Source organism: Paenibacillus sp. MAH-35, assembly GCF_058135425.1.
This window is the reverse complement of the sequence record NZ_JBYUPU010000037.1, coordinates 37,964-59,337: the sequence shown is the minus strand read 5'-3', so window position 1 is coordinate 59,337 and position 21,374 is coordinate 37,964. Positions and strand designations below refer to the sequence as shown.

Annotated in this window: 21 protein-coding genes and 1 riboswitch; of the genes, 18 read left to right on the top strand and 3 right to left on the bottom strand. The window is 54.1% G+C overall.

Features of this window, described 5'->3' with window-relative positions; translation table 11 throughout:
* Positions 1–108: 108 nt before the first annotated feature.
* Together AC3Y2E_RS27290 and AC3Y2E_RS27285 are read right to left on the bottom strand one after the other, a co-directional pair.
* Positions 109–1,323, bottom strand: a complete 1,215-nt coding sequence (locus AC3Y2E_RS27290; protein ID WP_379216085.1) for an ABC transporter permease — start codon at positions 1,321–1,323, stop codon at positions 109–111.
* Positions 1,320–2,066, bottom strand: a complete 747-nt coding sequence (locus AC3Y2E_RS27285) for an ABC transporter ATP-binding protein (RefSeq protein ID WP_379216083.1) — start codon at positions 2,064–2,066, stop codon at positions 1,320–1,322. The genes AC3Y2E_RS27290 and AC3Y2E_RS27285 overlap by 4 nt, the downstream gene beginning before the upstream one ends.
* Before the next feature lie 274 nt (positions 2,067–2,340).
* Positions 2,341–2,493: riboswitch (cyclic di-AMP (ydaO/yuaA leader) on the top strand.
* 349 nt (positions 2,494–2,842) lie between these two features.
* Here AC3Y2E_RS27285 and AC3Y2E_RS27280 point away from each other — a divergent pair.
* The 12 genes from AC3Y2E_RS27280 (at position 2,843) to AC3Y2E_RS27225 (ending at position 12,423) form a co-directional block, all read left to right on the top strand.
* The gene (locus AC3Y2E_RS27280; RefSeq protein WP_379216081.1) at positions 2,843–3,901 is read left to right on the top strand and encodes a resuscitation-promoting factor; all 1,059 of its coding nucleotides are present in this window, start codon (positions 2,843–2,845) and stop codon (positions 3,899–3,901) included.
* Positions 3,902–4,067: 166 nt separating this feature from the next.
* Positions 4,068–4,637, top strand: a complete 570-nt coding sequence (rnmV, locus tag AC3Y2E_RS27275) for a ribonuclease M5 (RefSeq protein WP_379216079.1) — start codon at positions 4,068–4,070, stop codon at positions 4,635–4,637.
* A complete protein-coding gene (gene rsmA, locus AC3Y2E_RS27270; protein WP_379216077.1) occupies positions 4,634–5,545 on the top strand; it encodes a 16S rRNA (adenine(1518)-N(6)/adenine(1519)-N(6))-dimethyltransferase RsmA in 912 nt (303 codons plus the stop codon). Before rnmV ends, rsmA begins: the two co-directional genes overlap by 4 nt.
* A 63-nt stretch (positions 5,546–5,608) precedes the next feature.
* On the top strand, positions 5,609–6,481 hold the full coding sequence (gene yabG / locus AC3Y2E_RS27265) for a sporulation peptidase YabG (protein ID WP_332075363.1): 873 nt from the start codon (positions 5,609–5,611) through the stop codon (positions 6,479–6,481).
* 251 nt (positions 6,482–6,732) lie between these two features.
* Positions 6,733–7,008: a biofilm formation stimulator Veg gene (gene veg, locus AC3Y2E_RS27260; RefSeq protein WP_190931647.1), complete on the top strand. Its 276-nt coding sequence runs from the start codon at positions 6,733–6,735 to the stop codon at positions 7,006–7,008.
* Between the two features lie 86 nt (positions 7,009–7,094).
* Positions 7,095–7,283 (top strand): small, acid-soluble spore protein, alpha/beta type, encoded by a 189-nt coding sequence (locus AC3Y2E_RS27255; protein ID WP_332075362.1) that lies wholly within the window; start codon positions 7,095–7,097, stop codon positions 7,281–7,283.
* 122 nt (positions 7,284–7,405) lie between these two features.
* Positions 7,406–8,260 (top strand): 4-(cytidine 5'-diphospho)-2-C-methyl-D-erythritol kinase, encoded by an 855-nt coding sequence (gene ispE / locus AC3Y2E_RS27250; RefSeq protein WP_379216074.1) that lies wholly within the window; start codon positions 7,406–7,408, stop codon positions 8,258–8,260.
* A 79-nt stretch (positions 8,261–8,339) separates the two neighbouring features.
* A complete protein-coding gene (gene purR / locus AC3Y2E_RS27245) occupies positions 8,340–9,158 on the top strand; it encodes a pur operon repressor (protein ID WP_379216071.1) in 819 nt (272 codons plus the stop codon).
* A 127-nt stretch (positions 9,159–9,285) separates the two neighbouring features.
* Entirely contained in the window at positions 9,286–9,678 is a 393-nt protein-coding gene (locus AC3Y2E_RS27240; RefSeq protein ID WP_379216069.1) for a RidA family protein, read from the top strand.
* A 114-nt stretch (positions 9,679–9,792) separates the two neighbouring features.
* Positions 9,793–10,077 carry a septation regulator SpoVG gene (gene spoVG, locus AC3Y2E_RS27235; protein ID WP_110843786.1) on the top strand — a complete coding sequence of 95 codons (285 nt, stop codon included), beginning with the start codon at positions 9,793–9,795 and terminating at the stop codon, positions 10,075–10,077.
* Positions 10,078–10,336: 259 nt separating this feature from the next.
* The gene (glmU, locus tag AC3Y2E_RS27230) at positions 10,337–11,737 is read left to right on the top strand and encodes a bifunctional UDP-N-acetylglucosamine diphosphorylase/glucosamine-1-phosphate N-acetyltransferase GlmU (RefSeq protein WP_379216067.1); all 1,401 of its coding nucleotides are present in this window, start codon (positions 10,337–10,339) and stop codon (positions 11,735–11,737) included.
* Between the two features lie 65 nt (positions 11,738–11,802).
* A complete protein-coding gene (locus AC3Y2E_RS27225) occupies positions 11,803–12,423 on the top strand; it encodes a 50S ribosomal protein L25 (protein WP_379216065.1) in 621 nt (206 codons plus the stop codon).
* Positions 12,424–12,698: 275 nt separating this feature from the next.
* Here the strand turns inward: AC3Y2E_RS27225 and AC3Y2E_RS27220 are convergent, their stop codons facing one another.
* The gene (locus AC3Y2E_RS27220; protein WP_190931654.1) at positions 12,699–12,899 is read right to left on the bottom strand and encodes a hypothetical protein; all 201 of its coding nucleotides are present in this window, start codon (positions 12,897–12,899) and stop codon (positions 12,699–12,701) included.
* A 109-nt stretch (positions 12,900–13,008) separates the two neighbouring features.
* On the opposite strand from AC3Y2E_RS27220, the gene pth reads away from it, so the two are divergent.
* The 6 genes from pth to AC3Y2E_RS27190 all read left to right on the top strand — a co-directional run bounded on the left by pth (position 13,009) and on the right by AC3Y2E_RS27190 (position 21,365).
* Entirely contained in the window at positions 13,009–13,569 is a 561-nt protein-coding gene (gene pth / locus AC3Y2E_RS27215; protein ID WP_379216062.1) for an aminoacyl-tRNA hydrolase, read from the top strand.
* Between the two features lie 259 nt (positions 13,570–13,828).
* The gene (gene fin, locus AC3Y2E_RS27210) at positions 13,829–14,059 is read left to right on the top strand and encodes an anti-sigma-F factor Fin (protein WP_379216060.1); all 231 of its coding nucleotides are present in this window, start codon (positions 13,829–13,831) and stop codon (positions 14,057–14,059) included.
* Between the two features lie 118 nt (positions 14,060–14,177).
* Entirely contained in the window at positions 14,178–17,699 is a 3,522-nt protein-coding gene (gene mfd, locus AC3Y2E_RS27205) for a transcription-repair coupling factor (RefSeq protein ID WP_379216058.1), read from the top strand.
* Positions 17,686–18,729: a peptidylprolyl isomerase gene (locus AC3Y2E_RS27200; RefSeq protein WP_379216056.1), complete on the top strand. Its 1,044-nt coding sequence runs from the start codon at positions 17,686–17,688 to the stop codon at positions 18,727–18,729. Before mfd ends, AC3Y2E_RS27200 begins: the two co-directional genes overlap by 14 nt.
* Positions 18,730–18,937: 208 nt before the next feature.
* Complete coding sequence (gene spoVT / locus AC3Y2E_RS27195; RefSeq protein ID WP_379216054.1) at positions 18,938–19,480, top strand: stage V sporulation protein T; 543 nt, start codon at positions 18,938–18,940, stop codon at positions 19,478–19,480.
* A gap of 226 nt (positions 19,481–19,706) precedes the next feature.
* Positions 19,707–21,365 (top strand): putative polysaccharide biosynthesis protein, encoded by a 1,659-nt coding sequence (locus AC3Y2E_RS27190; RefSeq protein WP_379216052.1) that lies wholly within the window; start codon positions 19,707–19,709, stop codon positions 21,363–21,365.
* The last annotated feature ends 9 nt before the right edge of the window (positions 21,366–21,374 follow it).

Sequence of the window (21,374 nt, the reverse complement as noted above, 5' to 3'; positions counted from 1 at the left end):
ATTTTTTACGAAAAAATATAAATCCCCGTCGCTGCAACCGGAGAACGCTCGAAAAGCGTGCCGGTTGCAGCGGCGGGGATTTTTAATGTTAACTTGCGCTTGCTGGATTTATTCGGAATGACCGGAGGCCGCCCGGGTGCCTCGCATCCGGAATATCCAGGCAAGCGAAACGCCGAGGAGCGGGAGAGCCAGCAGCCATATTGTGAATACAGCTGGCCGGAACAAGGGCAGCGTCATGATCGCGATCTGGACGAGCTGGGCTGTGAACGCGATCCGGGCGGCCGAAGGACGGCGCAACGTGCCGGGAATCGGATATAGCGCGGTCCAGACGGAATGCCGGTGGTATCGTCCCAGTGTCGACAGCTGTACGTTCGTCATCACTTGGAACAGCACGTATACAACGGCGAACGTAAACGGACTTTCCGCGAACAGCAGGATGATGACCGCGAGCAGCGTGATTCTCATCGTGATGCCGAACAGTTCGGAGCGCAGCAGCGTAAGCGAGTACAAGTACCGGAAGGCGTTAGACGCGCGGAACGGTACGAGCCCGGCTAATCCGGACAGAAACCGGCGGGGCTTCACCCGGCTCGGCAGTTCTTCCACATCGATGAACCCGTTGAAAAATAACAGCATCGTCAGCCGGTGACCGGCTTCTTTTCTCCTTAAATACGGCCAATTGACGGGAATCCGGCGGGACAGACGAGCCCAGAGCGCGGCAGCGCCGATGGCCGCCAGGAGGACGATGGAAGCGGCTAAGATTTCGTACCGGTACAAGGTGTACAAGATGACCGCATCGGCTGCAAATCTGCAGATCCGGAAGCAGGCTCTGTGGCCGGTCCGTACGAAGGTGCTTTCCATCCAAGCTCCGAGCATGTTGGCGAATTTCAGCGCCAGCACGAACAACAGCAGAGCGAGGAACGGCTGGGCGTTCTCCCCGTATCCGTGCCGGTACAGCGGCATGCTCGCTGAAAAAGCGACGATCAAAAGGAACGATTGAGACAAGTAGCTGTACAGCATCGCGCCCCGGAAGTACGGTCCCATCCGGGCTTCCATCGGCAGGAGAAAGATCAGATCCGCTTCCCGCAACAGCGTCCGGATCGGGCTAACTGCGATAAAAGGCGTCAGCCATAAAGCGATGACGATTGCATACGGGAACGTTTCCGGTATGCGTCCAAGAGCTTTGCCGTAAAAATAGGAGGAGGCGATGAACGCGATCAGGAGAAACAGGAAAAATCCACTTTGCCCGGCATATGCCGTATACCGCGACACGATCTTCAGATGGGCCGACAACCGGTTTTTCCATAAAGCGGCTGCGGGGTTCATGTCGGTCCCCCTTTTACTAGCGTATAAAATACGTCGTCGAGCGTTGTATCGGGGACAGCCCCGGCGCTCCGGCGCAGCTCGTCGAGCGTCCCTTTCGACGCGATTCTCCCTCTGTTAAGGACGACATACCGGTCGCAATACGTTTCAAGCGTCGACAAAATATGAGAGCTGATCAAGAAGGCGGCGCCGTTCCGTTTGCGCTCCACCATCAGATCGAGCAGCGACCGGATGCCGAGCGGATCGAGTCCGAGGAACGGTTCGTCGATGACATACAGCGGAGGTTCGACAAGAAATGCGTTCATGATCATTACTTTTTGACGCATGCCCTTCGACAAGGTCTGAGGGAAGGAGTCCAGCTTCTCGGTCATGTCGAACTGGCCGGCGAGCGTTTTCGAGCGGCGTTTGAACTGCGTCTCATCGAGTCCGTAAGCCATAGCCGTCATTCGTAAATGTTCGCGGATCGTCAGTTCCTCGTACAGTTCGGGGGCTTCGGGCACATAGGCAAAGGAGGCGCGGTACTTCTCGGCGTTGTCCGACACGCGGAGCCCGTTCACCCGAACTTCTCCTTGCTGAGGGACGAGCAGCCCGAGGATATGTTTGATCGTCGTGCTTTTGCCTGCGCCGTTTAATCCGATCAGCCCGACCATCTCTCCGGAATCGATCGAAAACGAGAGTTCGTGGACGACCGGCCGGTTCCAGATGTAGCCGCCGGACATCCCCTGAATATGCAAAAACGGTTTCATAATGTTCCTCCACATGTAAGCTTTTACCTGTGGACATCATAACATTTTTGTTCGAGCAAATCACGTTAAAGCGCTTTCTTTTCGCGTTTGGCACACGAAGAAAGCGGCATAAAAGAATTAGACGAAGAAAAACAACGATTTGTTGCATAAAAAAAGTGAATTCTCGGTGATTTTTCCCCTTTTCGCATGAAAATCGGATTTATTTCCTCTTTACAGGTTTTTCATAAGGCTTTAATATAACGATCATAATGATTCTAACCGCATACCGCCATCGACTTACCCATCGCTGAGTTTCCGACAGGGAAACGGGGGAACCAAGTTATCTATGGGGTGAATACTGCACGAAGCCGTTCGCGGCGCTGTGCAATTAGGGCGACTCTCGCGTCCGAACCCGGCAGCTAACCTCGTAAGCGTGAAGAGAGAGGCACGATTGTCGGGCATTGATGCGCTCCCAAGTATGGGATGAGCATTCGATTCAACGCCGCGAGAAGAGTACCTCTTCGCCGCGGCTTTTATTTTCGCACAATTCGAAAATATTCCTGCATGGACAGAACATACCGGATCTGTCAACGATTGTAGCCCGAAGCCTTACAACACGATGGCAATAGCGTGAATCATCCAAATTTAACCAGGTCACGTCAATTCTAGTCATGCGTAACACTCGACGGCGAGGCTGATGAAGGAGGACCGAAGAAGTGGGCGTTATTCAAAACGGAGAAACCCATGTAAAGCGATCATCCAGCATGTCTTTCGCAATGCGATGGAAGCATGGAAACTTGCGTTTGATCTTAGTAGGCGCTTTGTTTTCAATCGTGATGACAATGATGTTCGTGCTGCTCATGCAAGGCACGTCTATCAAAAAAGTGGGGTTAGTGGTAAACGGGGAAGAGAAACACATAAAAACGAGACAAACTACATTGTCCGCTCTTCTGGAGGAACAGCAAATTCCGGTAAGCGAGCACGACCGGGTTTCGGCGGTGCTTGGTACCGAGTTGAAGCATAACGATAAGTTTCATATCCAGCATACAATCCCGGTGCAGCTCACGGCTGACGGCAGAACCGAAACGTTATACACGGTCGGCAAAACCGTAGAGCAGACGCTGCAAGATCTCGGCATGGAGATCGGGGAACTCGACAAGCTGACGCCACCCGCGGAAGAAGCCGTAACGGAAGGTTCTCAAATTCAGATTGTCCGCGTGCACAAAGTTGTGGAAGACCAGACCGAAACGATTCCGTTCGAGACGGTCAAGCAAGACGATCCCAATCTGCTCAAGGGTAAGGAGCAGGTTGTATCGGAAGGCGTAGAAGGCGTACTTGCGAAGAAGATCGAGAAGGTATACGAAGACGGCGAGCTCGTAGCTGAGAATGTCGTCGATACGAAAGTTGCACAGGAAAGCGTTACTAAAGTGGTTGCGCTTGGAACCAAAAATCCGGTAGTCGTCTTGTCCGCCTCTTCGCCGAATATCGATGAGGTAGCGAAAGGCGACGTCAAATTCGGCTACAAGCAAATTTTGAATAATGTTACGCTAACCGCTTATTCCGTGGATGTTGCTTCAACAGGCAAGACCAGCGATCACCCCCAATACGGCATTACGTCTTCCGGCGCCAAGGTAAGTGAAGGACGTACAATTGCGGTCGATCCGAAAGTCATCCCGATTGGCTGGTGGGTGTACATCGAAGGGATCGGTCTGCGCCGCGCCGAAGATACGGGCAGCGCTATCAAAGGCAACAAAATCGACGTTTACTTCGATAATCCCGACTATGCCAAGCGTTTCGGCCTGAAGCGTGGATACAAAGTCTATATTATCGGCAAAGAAAAGCCGGTAGATAATTAATGCTCCGCTGCAGTTTCGGGGCCTTCCGGCCCTATATATATTATTCAATTACCCGCAATACCGTTGATCGAAACGGGATCATTGGGTATATTGATATATAACAACAATGTGAAAGAAGAGGCGAGCCCTCTTCTTTTTGTTCGTACAAGGAAAGGAATCACAGAACATGATTCAAGAAATTATCGTGGTCGAAGGACGGGACGATACAGTCGCCATCAAGAGGGCGGTGGATGCGGAGACGATCGAGACTGGCGGCTCGGCGATCGGCGACGAAGTGCTGAGACGAATTGCGCTCGCCAAGGAGCGCCGCGGCGTTATTATATTCACAGATCCGGATCATGCAGGCGAACGCATCCGCAAAATCGTCTCGGCTAAAGTCCCGGGCTGCAAGCACGCCTTCCTCACCCAGGAGGAAGCGACCCGCAAATCGGACATCGGGGTGGAGAACGCCTCCAGGGAAGCGATTATCCGGGCGCTTGAAAATGTCCGCACCGAAGCGGCAATCGGCCAGAACGAGGAATCGGATATTACGATGGACGATCTGATGGCCGCCGGCCTTCTCGTGCATCCGCAGGCGGCGGCCCGGAGGCTGGAGATGGGCAAGCTGCTCGGAATCGGTTATTGCAACGGCAAACAGTTCTATAAGCGCTGCCGGATGTTTCGGATCGGGCGTGAAGAATTCGCTCTGGCTTACGAGCGGATGAGCGTTTCGGAAAAAGGGGATGACAACGGATGAACAACCATCGCGCCGCAGATGTATCGAGTCCGAACCGGACAAAGGAAATCATCCGCAAGCACGGTTTAACTTTGAAGAAAAGCCTCGGTCAAAACTTCTTGACGGATGCCAACATTCTGCGCAACATCGCGGGGGCCGCCGAGCTGGACGCCTCCAAGGGGGCGCTGGAGATCGGACCGGGAATAGGAGCGCTGACGCAGCAGTTGGCCAAGGAAGCGGGCGTAGTGGTGGCGATCGAGATCGACCAGCGGCTGCTGCCGATTCTGGAAGAGACGTTGGAGACTTATCCGCATGCCTCCGTCGTGCACGGCGACGTGCTCAAGCTGGATCTGCACGCGTTGTGGCAGGAACGCTTCTCCGGCTGCTCGAAGGTCAGTGTGGTGGCTAACCTGCCGTATTACGTGACGACGCCGATTATCATGAAGCTGCTCGAAGAGAAGCTGCCGCTTGAGTATATCGTCGTCATGATTCAGCGGGAAGTAGCCGAACGGATGGCCGCGAAGCCGGGGGGCAAAGAGTACGGCAGCCTCAGCATCGCCGTGCAGTATTACTGCGAGCCTGAGATGGTGGCGATCGTCCCGCCGACCGTATTCATCCCGCAGCCCAACGTGGACTCCGCCGTCATCCGCTTGAAGCGCAGGGAAGAGCCTCCGGCGCACGTCGAGGATGAAACGTTATTTTTCGAGATCGTGCACGCCTGCTTTGCACAGCGTCGCAAGACGTTATCCAACAATCTGCTCGCCGGCATATTCGCCAAAGCCGAGAAGCCGGCGATGGAGATGATACTCGCGGAATGCGGGATCGATCCGACGCGGCGCGGCGAGACACTCAGCATAGCGGAATATGCGCGGCTGGCGAACGCGGTGCTGTCGTACCGTAGGCAGCTCGAACAGCAGTCCGGCGATTGAAAGATTATCCCAGGCACCAAACGCCCATATCGCCCATAGGATAGACGAGGAGGCGATTGTGGTATGAAGCAAGGAGAACTGGTTGTCCGGAAATCCTATGGCGGCGACGTCATTTTCAAGATCGACGCGATCGAAACGAAGCGCGCGGTGTTGAAAGGCGTCGACTTCCGGCTGCTGGCCGATTCGCCAGTAACGGATTTGTTGCCGGTTCGGGACGCGCGGCCGCTGCAGCAGCAGTACTCGCAGATGAAAGTGAGTGAATCGCTTCGCGAGCTGGCCCGTTACCGGATCTGGCAGCGCGAGAAACAGCAAAACGAGCTTGGCGGCGCCAAACAGAACGCTGCGCAAGCTTCTTATTTCGAAATGCCCGGCAAAGTGCTCCATTTGGACGGGGACCCTACTTATTTGCGCAAAAGCATGGCTCTATACGGCGAATTCCGTGTGCCGGCGGAAGGATTCTACGTCACCGAGCCGAATATGTCGCAGGCGCTGTACCGTCTGCTTCCTCAGACGAAGCCGGATATTGTCGTGATCACCGGTCATGACGGTATTCTGAAAAACGTGAAGGAACGCGATACGGCGAGCCTAAACGGCTACAAAAATTCGCACAACTTCGTGATCGGCATCCGGACGGCGCGGGAATATGAGCGCAATCTAGACGGTCTCACCGTGATCGCGGGGGCCTGCCAGTCGCATTTTGAGGCACTGCTGCAAGCGGGAGCGAACTTCGCCAGCTCTCCGGCCCGCGTGCTGATTCATGCGTTGGACCCGGCCTGCATCGCCGTGAAGTCGGCATACACATCGGTTCGGGAGACGATCAACGTTGCAGATGTGATCCAAAGCACGATCAGCGGCTTTGACGGTCTTGGCGGAGTGGAGACGCGGGGCAGCTACCGGCTCGGCTTACCGAAGCTGAAAGCTCAGCCAGCCCCCTGAACACGTCCTGATTATGCAAATCATTCCTGAAAAAGCACCTTTTGCTGGTGCTTTTTTCTTTTTGCGGCCGAAAAGGAGTAAAATATGAACATTTTGTGAATATTAATATTGATTTTGGGCGAAAAATCGTAAAAAACCTGTTAGAAAAGGCGTTGACAACAACTTTGTTTGACTGCTATAATATTTAGATTAATTTGACATACTACCTCTGGATGAGTTATAATAGCTAAGGAAAGAGGTGGTAGTTGACAATGGCAAAAAATGCGCTATTGGAAATCAAACGCAGTTTGGAAGCCCATGTCGGGCAGAAGATCATGTTGCGGGCAAACGGAGGCCGTCGGAAGACGATTGAGCGCTCCGGAGTGTTGGAAGAAACCTACCCTTCTGTCTTTATCGTCAAGCTGGACCAAGACCAGCACGCGTTTAAGCGGGTGTCTTACAGCTATGCGGACATTTTGACCGAATCCGTTGAAGTGACCGTATGCCAGGACGAAGGACAAGTCCGGATCACCTATATCCATAATTGAAAGACGTAACCCGGCGGCGAAACGAATCGTTTCGCCGCTTTTTTCACATAATAGGCCTATCCGCAGTTAGAAGGAGGCCGATAAGAATGAGTCGACGCAGACGCGGTATCATGTCCGAGCAGTTCAAGGACGAGCTCGCCAAAGATTTGGGGTTTTATAACACGGTTCAACAGGAAGGGTGGGGCGGCATCCGCGCCAAAGATGCCGGCAACATGGTGAAGCGCGCGATCCAGCTCGCCGAACAGCAGCTTGCGAATCAGGCTCCCAAACGCTGACTTCCGGCGTGAAGCGGACATATGGATCTGGATGAGGGCTAAAGCAGCGGAACTGCTTTAGCTTTTCTTTTTTGGGTCTGATATAATATGGAAAGTTATCGCTTCGGTAAAGAAGGTGGGTTATGAAAGTTTACGAAAAGGCGCCGGCGAAAATTAATTTGCTGCTGGATGTGCTCCATAAGCGCAGCGACGGCTACCATGAAGTTGAAATGGTCATGACCATGGTTGACCTGGCCGACCGTCTGGAGATGCAGGAGCTTCCTCGGGATACGATCATCATCTCTAGCCAGGCGGGATATATACCGCTGGACGAGAAAAACTTGGCCTTTCAGGCCGCGAAGCTGATTAAGGAACGGTATGACGTCCGGAGCGGCGTCTATATTCATTTGGACAAGCGCATCCCGGTAGCGGCAGGGCTTGCTGGAGGCAGCAGCGACGCTGCGGCAGCGCTGCGCGGTCTGAACCGGCTATGGAAGCTGAACATTCCGGCCGAGGAGCTGCAGGAGCTTGGGGCGGAGCTGGGCTCCGACGTGCCGTTCTGCGTCACGGGCGGGACGGCTGTCGCGAGAGGGCGCGGCGAGAAGCTGGAGCCGATCGACGGTCCGCCGCAATGCTGGGTGATTTTGGCCAAGCCGCCGATTCACGTCTCCACGCAAGAAATATATGGACGGTTGAACGCCTCCGCGATCCAGCGCCATCCGTCCACCGCCGATATGCTGCGGGCGATCCGGGAGAAGCGCTTTGCGGAGATGTGCGCCTCGATGGGCAATGTGCTCGAGGATATTACGATCCGTCATTATCCCGAGGTCAGGCAGATCAAGGAATGTATGCTGCGGCTTGGAGCCGACGGGGCGATGATGTCGGGAAGCGGGCCTACCGTATTCGGACTTGTGCAGAAGGAGTCGAAGGTGGCGCGTATCTACAACGGTCTGCGGGGATTTTGCAAAGACGTGTACGCCGTCAGGCTGCTTCCGTAATCAGTTGCGAAATCACGTATGAAAATGATATATTCTGTGTATAATATTCGGAATTTTGCGGATGTGGGGGGAGAGGCGCGTGAAGAAATTAAAACGAAGTGCCAGGCTGGTGGAAATGACGCAGTATTTGTTGTTTCGCCCCCACTCGCTCATACCGCTGACTGTATTTGCGGAAAGATATGCATCGGCCAAGTCGTCGATTAGTGAAGATTTGGCTATTATCAAAGAAGTATTCGAGGACGAGGGACTTGGGGAGCTGCATACGCTTGCGGGTGCGGCGGGAGGCGTCAAGTTTACGCCGAGAATATCCAAGGCGGCGTCGCTCGATATATTGAGCGACATACGCCGGCAGTTGGAACAACCCGACCGGGTACTGCCCGGCGGTTATTTGTATATGAGCGATATGCTGGGCCAGCCGGGTCTCGTTAACGATATCGGCAAAATGTTCGCGTCCGCCTTTGCAGACAAGCAGCTTGACGTCGTTATGACCGTAGAGACAAAAGGGATTCCGCTAGCTTACGCTACGGCGTCCTTTCTGAATCTGCCCGTCGTCATCGTACGGCGCGACAATCGCGTTACCGAAGGTTCGGCGGTCAGCATTAACTACGTATCGGGGTCAACCAAGCGCATCCAGACGATGTCGCTCGGCCGGAGGTCGCTTAAGGAGCAGTCGAACGTACTTATTATCGACGACTTCATGCGCGCCGGGGGGACGATTCAAGGGATGGTCGACCTGCTTAAAGAATTCCATGCCACCGTGCAGGGAGTGGGCGTGTTCGTAGAGTCCACCGAAGTGGACGAGCATCTGATCGAGGACTATATCTCGATTGCGAAGCTGACCGGAGTCGATCCGAAAACAAAGCAAATATCGGTCGTACCGGGCAACTACTTCGCATAAATTCGTGCGGGGCCCGGCTGCGCCGGAAGAAGAAATTGCCTTGGATCATCGAGGTGATTTTTTTCGGTTATACAGGGGAACAGCTAGTCCAACAACCAAACTTAAAGAAGATAGGGGATAACCGAATATGAACTTGAACATTGTATCCACAACGAAAGCTCCCGCTGCCATTGGCCCTTACTCGCAAGCCGTAACGTTCGGCGATCTGATCTTCACTTCCGGACAAATTCCGCTCGATAGCGAAGGAAAACTGGTGGAAGGCGGAATCGAGGAGCAGACGCATCAAGTATTCCGCAACCTGACCGCCGTATTGGAAGCGGCCGGCGCTGCATTATCCCATACGATCAAAGCTACGGTGTTTATAAAAGATATGAATCAGTTCGCAACCGTTAATGAAATCTATGCTTCTTATTTCGGTGAGCATAAGCCGGCACGCTCCACTGTCGAAGTGGCAAGGCTACCAAAGGATGTTCTTGTCGAAATTGAACTGATTGCCGCGAAAGTTGTCGAAAAAGTTTAAATAGCAAATAAATTTAAAAAAAATAACAAAAAATCGGCAAAATCTAGGAGGATTTAGATTATAAATGTGGAAGTATAAACCAAGTCTCCCTAAGTAAAAAGGTGGTGAACACAAGTGCAGATTACTGATGTGCGTCTTCGCCGGGTAAACTCCGAGGGACGAATGAAAGCGATTGCTTCCATTACGATTGACAACGAATTTGTCGTTCACGACATTCGCGTTATCGACGGAAACAATGGCATGTTCGTGGCGATGCCGAGCAAGCGGACTCCCGATGGAGAGTTCCGCGACATTGCCCATCCGATCTCTTCGACTACTCGCGAGAAAATCCAGGCCGCCGTATTGGCCGAGTACGACCGGGTCTCGAGCGAGGAGGAAGTAATCGAAGAAGGAGCATGAGTGAAATAATGACGTGGAGGAGAGCCATACTTAAGCGGCTCTCTTTTCTTTTTGAGCAAATTGCGATATATTCGATTAGGGCATCGGGCCCTGCAGCCCTTGTCCTGATGACGTTTATAACTTCATGAGACGAACTTGCCGAGAAAACTTCCGGTCGCGGCGGTCGCTTCTTCCGGAAGGATGACGAATATATATAGGGTTGTTGTTTACTATCAATCTGACAAGCTAACTTACTAGTTTTCTGGAGGGAGAAACGAACATGCGGATACTGGGGATCGTACTGGCAGCGGGTCAAGGCAAACGAATGAAATCAAAGCTGTACAAGGTGCTTCATCCGGTATGCGGCAAGCCGATGGTCGGGCATGTGCTGGATGTGCTGGAGTCGGTACAGGCCGACCGGAAAGTCGTAGTCGTCGGTCACGGAGCGGAAGCGGTCAAAGCGTACGTGGGGAACCGTGCGGAATTTGCCCTGCAGGCGGAGCAGCTCGGAACGGGGCATGCCGTCATGATGGCAAGTCCGATGCTGAAGGACGAGGAAGGCACAGCCGTTATTTTGTACGGGGATACCCCGCTGATTCAAGCGGCAACCTTGCAGGCGATGATTCGCCTTCATCAGGAGCAGGGGGCGTCGGCCACACTGCTGAGCGCAGTTATGGAGAAGCCGCAAGGATACGGGCGCATCATCCGCGACGAGCAAGGACACGTAGCTGCCATCGTAGAACAAAAAGACTGTACGCCCGAGCAGGATGCCGTAAAGGAAATCAATGCGGGTATGTACATTTTCGATAATCGTAAATTGTTCGAGGCTTTGGCGGATGTGAAAAACGACAATGCCCAGAAGGAATATTATTTTACCGACGTCATCGATATATTACGCGCCAAAGGCGAGAAGATTCTCGGTTATTGCACGGAGGACGTTGCGGAAAGTATGGGCGTGAACGATAAAGTAGCTCTGTCCGAAGCCGAGTCCTGCATGCGCGACCGAATCAATCGCAGCCATATGGCCGGCGGCGTAACCTTGATTAATCCGTCGCATACGTACATCGAGAAAGACGTCGTCATCGGGGCGGATACGGTCATCTATCCCGGCACTTCGCTGAAGGGCAAAACCGTCATCGGCACCGAATGCGAGATTGGCCCGAACTGCGAGTTGACCGATTCGATAGTGGGCGACGGGGTTCATATCAAGCAGTCCGTGCTGCTGGAGGCGTCCGTGGGCGACGGGTCTACCGTGGGGCCGTTCGCTTACTTGCGTCCGGGAGCCAAGCTGTCCAGCCATGTGAAAATCGGCGATTTCGTGGAAATTAAAAATGCCGTTCTCGAAGAGGGCGTTAAAGTGTCGCATTTGAGTTACATTGGCGACGCCGAGGTAGGCAAAAACGTGAATTTCGGCTGTGGTTCGATTACCGTCAACTACGACGGGTTCAACAAGCATAAGACGATTATTGGGGACGACGCCTTTATCGGGAGCAACGTGAACCTGATCGCGCCGGTTACGATCGGCAAAGGAGCATTCCTCGTCGCCGGCTCGACGATTACGAAAAACGTAGCCGATAACGAGATGGCCATTGCGCGGGAGCATCAGACGAACAAGCCGGAATACGCGGAGAAACTTCGCAGCCGGTTCAAAGCGGCCAAAGAAAACAAGTCGTCCAAGTGACGTTTCGAACCTCCGCAAGATGGGTAAATTAAGTAGGACCAGCCATCAACAGGAGGGATTTCGAAATGGAAGCGACGCTAAGAGCGGAAACGCGCAACGATAATGCAACAAAATCCGAATTAAAGCAGATGAGAGAGCGGGGGAAAGTACCTGCCGTCGTATACGGCAAAAAAGTGCCGAGCACGCCGATTACGGTCGACGAGAAAGAACTGGGCGCTTTGCTGAGGAGCAACCCCCACTCGATCATTGAACTCGATATTCCCGGTCAAGGCAAACATCCGGTTATGATTAACGGCATGCACCGGGACAGCCTGCAGCGTACGCTGCTGCACATCGATTTTCACCAAATCAATATGAACGAGCCGGTCCGTGCTACGGTCGGTCTGGAGTTTGTCGGGGAGTCGCCCGCCCAGCGTGAAGGAGGCGTGCTGACAGCCGTGCTCCATGAGGTCGAGGTTCGCTGCCTGCCTAACGAGCTGCCGGGTTCTATCGAAGTCGACGTCAGCGGTCTGCAGCTCGGCGACAGCTTCCTGGCGAAAGATTTGAAGCTTCCGCAGTCGGTTGAGCTGAAGACGGACGATAACGCGGTGCTCTGTACGATTCTTGTGCCGCAAAAAGCGACCGAGGATACCACGGATGCAGCGGATGCAGCCGCTGAGGCGGAGCCGTCGGAGGAAACAGTTTAGCCGCATCAGCTAACAGGACATATCCTGCCGGCACACATAAATAAGGGTTACGCTCCGATTGGACCGTAACCCTTATTTAGTTGTCCGGGACAACATCAGTCGTAAAACCCGGACGGGCCCCCAGAAGTAATCGGCATGGGGCAGAAGAAGAACGCAGCCGTATGGGGGGCATTCCGGCTGCGGCTTCTCCGCTTCCTAAGCGTGCGGGCTCCAATCGCTGCCGGCGAAAGGTACCGCTCGAATTCACTTCTGGGGGAACATTTTCCGAAATCCGATTAATAGCCGGGTCTGGATACGAACGTATACAAACTTCTGTTATAATAAGTGCTGTTAACCTTGATGAACGATGGTGTGAAGCGTTCGACATATCCGATGTCCCGGTGGTTGCGTTCCAAGTAGATTTGTACAGGAACTTCGTGTTCCATGTGATCCTGGAACTGTCCGTCTTCCGAAATATGATCGCCGTTCGAATACATACTCTCACCCTCGCTTATTATTTTGGAATTTAGTAGCATAGACAATCGACTCATGCATTTCGTTGCATGGGCGGAAAATTTTTTTTAAAAAGGATTAAGGTGATCGAAAATGAAATGGATTGTGGGCCTCGGCAATCCGGGCCAGGCATACCGAAACAACCGTCACAACGTCGGATTCATGACGGTCGACCGGGCGGCGGAACAATGGGGAATGCCGGTTTTCCAAAACAAATTTAAAGCGCTGGTCAGCGAAGGTCGCGTAAAAGGAGAAAAGGTATACCTGCTGAAGCCGATGACCTATATGAATTTGTCGGGAGAATCGATGCGGGCTTTTATGGATTTCTATAAAGCTTCGCTGGAGGACTGCATAGTCGTTTACGACGACCTGGATACTCCGTTCGGCCAAATCCGGCTTCGCTATCAGGGCAGCTCCGGCGGTCACAACGGAATCAAATCGATTATTCAGCATACCGGTACCCAGACTTTCAACCGGGTCCGGATCGGCGTATCGCGTCCTGCTCCGGGATATAACATCGCCGATTACGTGCTTGCCGATTTCACGAAGGAAGAAGCGAAGACGCTTCCGGACGTCGTTCAGACGTCGGTGGACGCGCTCGAATTTTCTTTGGAAAACGAGTTCGACCGGACGATGGCCAAATTTAATAAGTAGAGCATATCTCAAACAGCCAGTTCTGCGTTCTTTCCTCTCTTTCCCGTTGCCGACGCTTAAGATTGGGTCATTTGGTTCATACTAGTACAACAAAGGGCCAAGAGCCGAAGCCCATACGCGGCACCATGTCCAAATCGTCAGACGGCGCACAGGAACGGTTCGCTGGTCAGGGCGGGCCCCGCTTTCCAGACAAGGCGGGCGGCTCTGAACGCGTGCCAGCCGCGGATGAATGGCATACGGCCGGCAGGGGAGGCATACGATGACTGTAAAATATGTTTGTAGACATTGCTCGGCGCCGCTGGGTGAAATCGATAATCCGATGGTGAGCGAATACCAGCTCGGGTTCCATTTCTTGACCCCTGAAGAACGCAGAGATATAATTACGTATAGCCAGAGTGGCGACATTCTCGTAAGGCTGACGTGCGATTATTGCCGGAAAGCGCTTGACGAGCATCCGGAGCTGAATCTGATTACCAGCCCGCTTCAATAAACCGGCCAATCAGCCGGATATGCGAATACCAATCCAGCTCGAGCGGATGCGAAACAAGGCCTCGGCACCTTCGCCAAGGCTTTCTTTTTGGTTTGTACGTAAAAAGGAGTGTTTACCCTTGCAATCATTGATCCGTGCATTTTCCGAGGATCGCGATTTCCAGACGATCGTCACGGGGATCGAAACCGGCATGAGGGAGCAGCTCGTATCCGGCCTGGCCGGATCGTCGCGGCAGGTGTTTATGGCTGCGCTGCTGGAGAAGCTGGATCGACCCGTCTTTCTTGTGACACATAACATGTTTTCGGCGCAAAAAATAACGGAAGATCTGTTGGAATGTTTGCCGGAAGATCGAGTCATGTTGTATCCGGCCAACGAGCTTATGGTGACGGAGGCGGCAGTCGCCAGCCCCGAGACGCTCGCTCAGCGGATCGATGCGCTGACCCGGCTCGCCGGCGGATTCCGCGGGATCGTCGTGGTGCCGTTTGCCGGCGTACGCAAGCTGCTGCCGCCGAGCGTTATATTCCGCGAAGCGCAGTTTACGATCCGGGTAGGCGATACGCTCGAACTGGAATCGCTGCTGCAGCGGATGGTGGAGCTTGGCTACGAGCGGGTGGAGCGCGTAGAATCCAAAGGCGAGATGAGCGTTCGCGGAGGCATCCTGGACTTTTATCCGCTAACGTCGGCGACTCCGTACCGGGTCGAGCTGTTCGACGTCGAAGTCGATTCGATTCGCAGCTTCGATGCGGCCGACCAGCGTTCGATCGAGCAGATGTCCTCCATACTCGTAACGCCTTGCAAAGAACTCATCGCAGATAGAAAACGCTTTCAAAATGCTGCCCAGCATGCGTACGACTTGCTGCAGGAGCAGCTGGCCAAGATGACCGACCGGCAGGTGAAGGAACGGCTGAAGGAAGAGATCGGCCACGATATCGAACAGATGCGCGAACATCAGTTTTTCGCGGGTCTCTATAAGTATGCCGGCTTGTTGTATCCGGAGCGTCATACGCTTATGGATTATATTCCGAAAGATACGATTCTCGTCATCGACGAACCGGGCCGTCTCATCGAGACGTCCAGGCAACTGGAGCGGGACGAAGGCGAATGGATGACCAGCCTGCTAGCGGAAGGTAAATCGCTTCCGGGCTTCGTATTATCCAAGCCATACGAGACGATCTTACAACGGACTGCGTTTCCGACGCTGTACGTCTCTTTGTTTTTGCGTCAAGTGCCGCAAACGCAGCCGCAAAATATCGTCAACTTTATGTGCCGGGCGATGCAAAATTTCCACGGGCAGATGAACGTGCTCAAGTCGGAGATGGAGCGCTGGAAAAAGACGGGCGCACGCGTAATGGTGCTGGCCAACGGCGAGGAGCGGGTAGAGCGGGTCCGCCGCGTGCTTGGCGATTATGAGATCGAGGAGCCGGCGATCCTGAACGGCAATCTTCAGGCCGGCTTCGAGCTGCCGTCGATTCATCTGGTCGTTATTACCGAAGGCGAGATGTTTACGCAGAAAAACCGCAAAGTACGCAAAATCGATAAAAAGATGGACAACGCGGAGCGGATTAAGAGCTACACCGAGCTGAAGGTGGGCGACTATGTCGTTCACGTCAATCACGGGATCGGCAAATATGTCGGAATCGGGACGCTCGAGGTAGGCGGCATTCATAAAGACTACATGCACATCTTGTATGCCGGCGGCGACAAGCTGTCGGTGCCGATCGACCAGATCGACCTGATCCAGAAATATGTCGGCTCCGAGGAGAAGGAGCCCAAAGTCTACAAGCTGGGCGGCGCCGACTGGGCGCGTGTGAAGAGCAAGGTGCGCAGCACCGTGCAGGATATCGCCGACGATCTGATCAAGCTGTATGCGGAGCGCCAGATGACGTCCGGTTATGCGTTCAACAAGGACTCCACCTATCAACAGGAGTTCGAGGGCATGTTCCCGTACGACGAGACGCCGGACCAGCTTCGGGCGATCGAGGAAATCAAGAAAGACATGGAGAAGGCTCATCCGATGGACCGGCTGCTGTGCGGGGACGTCGGTTACGGCAAAACCGAGGTGGCTGTGCGTGCGGCGTTTAAGGCGGCTATCGACAACAAGCAGGTTGCGGTACTCGTCCCCACGACGATTTTGGCACAGCAGCATTATGAAACGTTCCGCGAACGGTTCGCCGATTACCCGATCAATATCCGGGTGCTCAGCCGGTTCCGCTCCCAGAAGGAGCAGAAAGAGACGATCAAAAGTGTCAAGCAGGGGACGGTCGATATTGTCATCGGCACGCACCGGCTTCTGTCCTCTGACCTTGTGTTTAAAGATCTGGGACTGCTCATCGTCGACGAGGAGCAGCGTTTCGGCGTAACGCATAAGGAGAAGCTGAAGCGGCTGAAGACCAATGTGGACGTACTGACGCTGACCGCAACGCCGATTCCGCGCACGTTGCATATGTCGATGCTGGGCGTACGCGATTTGTCCGTCATCGAGACGCCGCCGGAGAACCGGTTCCCGGTCCAAACGTATGTAGTCGAGCACAGCAACGCGCTTGTCCGGGAAGGGATCGAGCGGGAGCTGGCGCGCAACGGGCAAGTGTATTATTTATACAATCGGGTACAGGGGATTAACCAGATGGCGGAGCAAATCTCGTTTCTGGTGCCTGATGCGAAGGTGGGCGTCGCTCACGGGCAAATGTCCGAGCAGGAGCTGGAGCGGACGATCCTCGACTTCCTGGATGGGGAGTACGACGTACTCGTCAGTACAAGCATTATCGAGACCGGCGTAGACATCCCGAACGTCAATACGCTGATCGTTCACGATGCCGATAAGATGGGCTTGTCCCAGCTGTATCAACTGCGCGGACGGGTCGGGCGCTCGAACCGGATTGCGTATGCGTATTTCACGTATCAGCGGGATAAAGTGCTGACGGAAGTCGCGGAGAAACGTCTGCAGGCGATCAAGGAATTTACCGAGCTCGGTTCCGGCTTCAAAATCGCCATGAGAGACTTGGCGATCCGCGGTGCTGGCAACTTGCTGGGGGCGGAGCAGCACGGGTTTATCGCATCGGTCGGCTTTGATCTCTATTCCCAGATGCTAGGGGAGGAGATAGCCAAGCGCAAGGCCGAACTGCACGGCGAGCAGCCGAAAGAACCGGTGGCGGCTGGCACCCAAATCGATCTGACGCTCGATGCCTATTTACCGTCGGATTATATTTATGATAGTATGCAGAAGATTGAGATTTACAAGAAAGTGGCAAATATTAAGACGCTTGAGGAAGCGAAAGACATGTATGAGGAAATTGAGGACCGTTTCGGTACGCTGCCTCAGGCGGTGCTGAATTTGCTCGCCGTCGCCAGGCTGAAAGTGTACGGAGCCGAATATGCGATCGAATCGATATCGCAAAAAGGAGACGATCTTCAAGTCAAGATTCATACCAGTGAAAACGGCAATTTGGACGGTCAGCGGCTGCATGCCATTTCTTCGCAATTCGAAGGCCGGGTTAAGCTCGTTCCGGGGCCTCAAATCGTCATCCAGATGAAGTGCAAGGGCCTGGAGCCAGAAGCATCCATCGAAATGCTGGAACGTTTTCTGGTACAATACAGGGAGGCTTTAAAATCGAAAGGAGAGTTGCGTCATGTTGCCAATTAACCGCAGCAAGTCTGCGCGCCGGATATCCGTTGCCCTAGCATCGCTTCTCGTAGCGGCTCTGGCTTTGACCGGATGCGGCAAAGATAAAAATTCGGCTGCCGGAGCGAATGCCGGGAGCACAGAGGTCGTCGCCACGTATAAGGACGGCGGAAAAGTCACGCGCGGCGAGTACGATTCCTTCGTCGGCTCTGTCAAGTTTTTTAACCCGATGTATGCTCAATTTGAAACCGATCCGACGTTCCAGGATCATATGATGAAGCAGCTGATCGCCTTCCGGGTGCTCGGCCAGCAAGCGGACGAGCCGTCCAAGAAGGAAGCGGAGACGAAATCGAAAGAGCAGATCGACCAGATCAAATCCTACTTCGAACAGCAGGGCGGGGACAAGAACGCGCTCGACAATCAGCTGAAAGAAGTTAAAATTACGCAGGACGATTTGAAAAATTATATCAAGCAAAGTTTGATCGTGCTCGGGAACGCCGAGAAAAAAGTGACCGACGATCAAGTGAAAGCCAAATACGACGAGAACGCCAAAGCGAACGCCTACACGGTAGCTACGGTCAGCCACGTTCTTGTTGCTCTGAAGGATCAGAACCAGGAGAAAGATATCCGTACGAAGGAAGAGGCGCTGCAGCGGGCTCAGGAAGCGAAGCAGAAGCTTGATGCCGGAGCCGACTTCGCCGCGGTTGCCAAAGATTACTCCGATGACGGCAACAAAGATACCGGAGGCAAATACGAGAACGTGGACGTCAATCAATGGGTCGAGAATTTCAGGAAAGCGGCGATTGAGCTGCCGATCGGCAAAATCAGCGATCCGGTCGAGACCGAATACGGCTACCATGTCATGAAGGTGGAAGCGCGTAAAGATAAAACGTTCGACGAAGTGAAGGAGCAGCTCAAGGGCGAGCTGGCCGAAACGCAAGTGATGGACTTTATCGACAAAGACTTACCGGGCATTATTGAGAAAGTCGAAACGGACAAGCTGCCGAAAGCCGAACCGGCTCCGGCCGCCGGCGGACAGACAACCAAATAAGGTATTCATGCTTCTCCACAGAAGGCGTCCTGGTTCAGGGCGCCTTTTTTCCACTCTGCATAAGAATTTGGGAGCAGTAACATACTATGGGCAGACATTGAAACAAGCAGTACAATCGTCTGTCGACTTCCTGTCACAGGAAGAGCGAATAGAGCGTCACCATCCAGTTCGTACCAAAACTTCATTGGAAAGTGAGGCAACCAGAATCATGAAAGCAACTGGAATTGTTCGTCGGATCGATGATTTGGGCCGAGTCGTAATACCGAAGGAAATTCGCCGCACGCTGCGGATTCGCGAAGGCGATCCGTTAGAAATATTCGTGGACCGCGACGGCGAAGTGATACTTAAGAAATACTCGCCGATCGGAGAACTTGGGGATTTTGCCAAGGAATATGCCGAATCGCTGTATGAAAGCACGAATCATATTACTATGATTTCCGACCGGGACACGGTTATCGCCGTAGCCGGAGGCTCTAAAAAAGAGTATCTCGACAAGCCGATCGGGCCTTACGTCGAAACGTGCATGGAGAACCGCAAGGCGACCGTGGAGACGAATGGGGGACAGTTTGAGCTATGTAAAGATTTGAGCGAGTTGTACAGCTCGTTCGTCATCGCTCCGATCGTCGCAGGCGGAGACCCGATCGGTGCGGTTATGCTGGTCAACAAGGATGAAACGGTCAAGATGGGACAGATGGAACTGAAAATGGCGGAAACGGCTGCCGCTTTCCTCGCCAAGCAGATGGAGCAGTAAATCGGCGGCTTATCATGACAGAGCTTCACGGAGGAGGCAATACGTCCGCCGGCGAAGCTTTTTTGTTTGGGATCGATCGGTTATACTTATTTACAAAGTCAGAACAAGTGTAACGTAGGTTTGACTTCGTTCTTCGTGTACAAAGTCAGAACTATTGATATAAGTTCTGGCATTGTACTTTAGTGTACAAAGTCAAAGCGTCGGTTGCGAATGGAGAGGGAAGCGCATGTCACAAGGCCCGGGCCCGACGGAGGTTCCCGCAAGGGCGCTAGTCAAGGGCGCAGTCGTGCTTGGCGCGGCCGCAATCGTGTCCAAGCTGCTCGGTACGATGCAGAAAATTCCGCTGCAGAACGTAGCCGGCGACAACGTATTCGGGATTTATAATGCGGTTTATCCGCTCTATATCACGATATTGGTTTTGGCGACGGCCGGCTTCCCGGTCGCCGTCTCTCGCTTCGTAGCGGAGGAGCGGGCGCTGGGGAGGCCGGACGGAGCCCGCAGCATTCTGAAGATGGCGCTGAAGCTGGCGGTAGGCACCGGGCTCGTCTGTTTCGTCCTGCTTTATTTCGGAGCCGGGACGATCGCCTCGTGGATCGGCAACCGGCAAACGGAAGAGGCTTTGCGAAGCGTCTCGTTTGCTTTGTTTTTTGTTCCGGCGCTGGCGACGATTCGCGGTTATTTTCAAGGAATCGGACAGATGGCGCCCACCGGCGTATCCCAAGTTGCGGAGCAATTCGTACGCGTCGCCGTAATGGTCGCGCTTCTGATCATGCTCGTCCGTGCAGATGCTTCGGACAGCCTGATTGCGGCAGGAGCGACGTTCGGCTCCGCAGCAGGGGCGCTGGCGGGGCTTGGCGTCGTCCTTCTCTATTGGCGGTCTCACCGGCTGAGGGAGCGCGGCTTGAGGCCGGTTGTGCGACCCGATACGACAAACGGACCGCGTGTCGGATACGGCCGCTTTATCGCTTATGCGCTGCCGATCTGCCTGGGCGCTATCGTGCTCCCGGTATTGACGCTGGTGGATACGTTTACGATGCCCCGTCTGCTCGCCAGAAGCGGTTATGACGAAGCGGGAGCGATGGCTCAGTTCGGGCTGTACAATCACGGTTTGCCGCTCGTTCAACTGGTGGCGATGATCGTCTCCTCGATGTCTGTAGCGCTAGTTCCCGCCATCTCCGAAGCGAAGGCGTCCGGAACGTTAGCCGCAGTAAGGGGGAGCGCGGAGGCTTCGCTTCGCCTGACCTGGCTGATCGGTCTGGCTGCATCGGCAGGACTCGCCGTGACGGCCATGCCGCTGAATGTGATGTTTTATAAAGAAGCCGAGGGCTACGGCGTGATGATGATTTTGGCCTTTACCGCCGTATTCAGCGTAATGCAGATTGTCTCGGGGGCTATGCTTCAAGGACTTGGCGCAGAACGCGCGACCGTTCTTCATCTGCTTGCGGCCGCTCTGGTGAAGGTTGTGCTGAACGTATGGCTGATGCCGGTATGGGGAATTGCCGGAGCGGCCGTCTCCGCGGTAGCCGCCTATGCGGTTGCAGCCGCCTTGAACGTGTACCGGTTGCGGAGACTCGGATTTATCCGGATGCCATGGCGCGACTATACATGGAAACCTGCCGTATGTACGCTGGTTCTAAGTCTGGCCGCATTAGCCGTCGTAGGGGCGGCAGAACCGCTGCTGACGCAAGCCGCGCCGGAACTGTCGTACAGATGGCGGATGACGGTCATTGCCCTTCTGGCCGTCGCTGCAGGGGCTCTGGCGTTCGCCTTGACGCTGTTCAAGACAGGGGCGATCAGCGCGGAGGAGCTGGGCGCCGTTCCGAAGCACGGGAACAAGCTGGTATCCTTGCTGCGCAAAGCGCGGCTGCTGCGACACCGAAACTAAAGGAGGACC